Genomic DNA, 2,938 nt, shown 5'->3' on the forward strand with positions numbered 1-2,938 from the left:
CCACCATTGTACTGAGGATACCTCGTTATTATTAGTTCATCGCTAGATATTAGAGACGACTGCTCGTTCTTATTTTGGGGTGTTTTTTCATKAGTCGCAGCCAAAGCATTCTGCTGTGTACCTATTTCACCAGTGTTACTTTTCATAGTATCTCTTTTTCTCATCGATGCTCTTCTCCTTGCTTCATTGGCCCTTTGTTTAGCCTTATCTGCGTTCGCTCTCGCGACCTGTATCCTTTTTTTAGAATCTGATAGCCGTTCGTTTGCCATTAACGATCTCTTACTTGCCTCATCAGCTCTTTGCTTGAGCGTTGGCGCGTATAGTTTATCGGTTGCTGTGGTTGTCGGAAATTGCACTCCCCTTTGTTTGTATGTTCGAGCCTTTCTGTGTTTTAAACTGTCAGTATTTCCGGACCTAATTTGTAGCCGTGATAGCTTACGATATACACGTGGCCGTATACTATCTCGAGATAATGTATTATCTTTTTTAATTGCAGTTTTATTCTTTTGCGAAAAACTTCCAGGCTTCGCATGAAGATCTTTTGATTTTGTTCTTTTACTAACGGCATTAAATTTGTGTCGGGCAGTTTTCTTCGTCGTATCCGACGCCGATATAAAGCTGGCAGGGTTACTATTGCCAGTGGCGCTATTACCTGTATTTTTTTTAGCTGGGGTGGGTCGCTTTATTATTTTTGTAGTTAAAGCGTTTTTTCCACCCAGCGATTGGGCTTTAAGCGATGAAAAAAACACAGTCAACAGAACTAGTGAGATTATACCTATTGTTAGAATTCCCTTTTCCATTCCATTTAGTGTATAATTATTGCTGGAGATTATTCTTCTTACGCGTGCAAAAAGGCCATTTTTATTATTTCCGGCGAATCGCATACTAAATTGTAGCTTGTCCAAGTGATATTCCTCACATGAAATCAAAGCCTTAATATAGACTTCTTTATTTCCGGTTTTTGCTATTGCAATGTCATCACAGCAATTCTCCCTTTCCACCCTGATCAGAGATGATAGCCACAAAAGGGCAGGATTAAAGAAAAATAAAATCTCCAAAAGATTTTGGAATAGGTTTATTAGATAATCCTTCCGCCTAATATGGCTTAACTCATGAAGCAAAACGGCCTCAACCTCTTCGGCTGTTAACGTCGTTATTAATCCTATCGGAATAAGTATCACAGGTTTTAGATATCCGATTACCATAGGGCATTTTGCAATACCAGATTGTAACAATCGCAATTTATTTTTAATTCCTAAAACTTTAGCCAGTTGATCAACCTTATCGTCCCACCTTGGACCTAATGTCAGGACTTGCACTTGTTTTAAATTAAAAACATTTAATATACCAGCTGTAAACTGTATACATTTTATACAAATAATAAAAAGCCAACAAAAAACAATTATAAAAGAATGAGAATGAATAAATTGGAAAATAGCAGTAAAAATATTTTCGTTTGAGTGAGATGTTGCACTGTATGAATTAGCCGGTTGATGATCCTGAGATAAAAGTTCTAAGATCACGGTATTATCAGACGGTCGATTTCCTCCGTTAAACTGCAGATAAAATGTTGTGGCAGTAGCGACTGTAAATACGAACAAAAAAAAGATCAGCAAATTGTATCTCAAAACAGCTTTCGACCTTTTAGTCAGGATAATTGTCAGCCCGATAACAATTGCCAATACCAGTCCTTGCCATAGGGAATGTATTAAAGTATTACAGATTGCAAAAAGCATTTCACTTGAAATAGTATTTATTACAGAATTTTCCATGACTAGTATAATTAGTTTATTCTTTATTTAAGTTCTTCAGCATATCTTTAATATTTTGTAACTCTTGGGATGTTGTCTTCGTGTCACCTAATAGCTGCATCATCAGATTTATCGCTGAGCCTTTATATACAGAATCGACAAACTTTTTCAATAAGAAACCACGCGTTTCCGTTGCGTCTTCCACCACATGATATACATGCTTCATTTGGCTTTCGTCCCTAGTTAGAATGCCCTTTTCGGTCATTATTTGCATTAATTTCAATGTTGAAGTGTAGTTAATATCCCGACTTTCACTTAATTTATCATTTACAAATCTAACTGTTGAAGGTCCGTATTCCCAAAGCACTGTTAATATCTCCAACTCAGACTTTGTGGGTTCCAATTTGGAATCTGTGCTATCTTTTCTTGTTTTCATATATCAAAGATAGGAAATTTTTCGTACGAAACAATAGGTATCTATATTTTTTTTACGATTAGTGATAAAATATTCTTTTTTATTTATTACGCATTATTTAATATGACGCATTGTCTGGCAAAACCGTTACTCGAAAACATTATTTCGAGATGAAATGTGATAACATCACTAAAGATGAGTATGCAAATCCCTTCGAATTATAATTATTATTCAAGGCACTTCCATATCGCTGTACATAAACTAACATGATAATAGTTTGTTTATTAATGGCGACCAAACTGTTGCTTAGAACGATTTCCTTGTTGGCTGTTCAAGAGTCCATCATAAATTGTACTTTTTAATTCTCATGGCTGAGATCTTCTTTTATTGCAACATCTTCAAAAGATCTTTCCCTATCGTTAAGAAATGGATCTTGATTATTTTCAATATACTCCGATATTTCGCATATTGAAACACTTTCATATATGATTTTTACCGGCAAGTTTACGCCTATTCTTTTTTTTATACCAGCAATCATTCTGATCGCCAGCAGGGAATGTCCCCCAAGTTCAAAAAAGTTATCATGGATACCTACCCCCGTTACACCCAGCAGCTCCTCCCAGATCCCGATCAGCGTCAGCTCCAGCGCATTACGACCGCCTTCATACCCCGAAGATGAACCCTGTACGTCAACCTCCGGAAGCGATTTACGGTCTACTTTCCCGTTCGCCGTCAGCGGAACCTGCTCCAGCTCTATCAGTATCCCCGGTAC

Annotated in this window: 3 protein-coding genes; all 3 read right to left on the reverse strand. The window is 37.0% G+C overall.

From position 1 onward, the window contains the following. Positions 1–1,772: M56 family metallopeptidase (locus AC1DRQ_RS30505; RefSeq protein ID WP_477429728.1), on the reverse strand; the 1,772-nt coding region annotated here is incomplete at its 3' end. 16 nt (positions 1,773–1,788) lie between these two features. Next, complete coding sequence (locus tag AC1DRQ_RS30510) at positions 1,789–2,187, reverse strand: BlaI/MecI/CopY family transcriptional regulator (RefSeq protein ID WP_477429730.1); 399 nt, start codon at positions 2,185–2,187, stop codon at positions 1,789–1,791. 337 nt (positions 2,188–2,524) lie between these two features. Continuing rightward, positions 2,525–2,938, reverse strand: a 414-nt coding sequence (locus tag AC1DRQ_RS30515) for a phosphopantetheine-binding protein (protein ID WP_477429732.1), incomplete at its 5' end; no start/stop codon positions are given.

It is taken from the genome of Mucilaginibacter sp. P4_E8, from assembly GCF_056401495.1.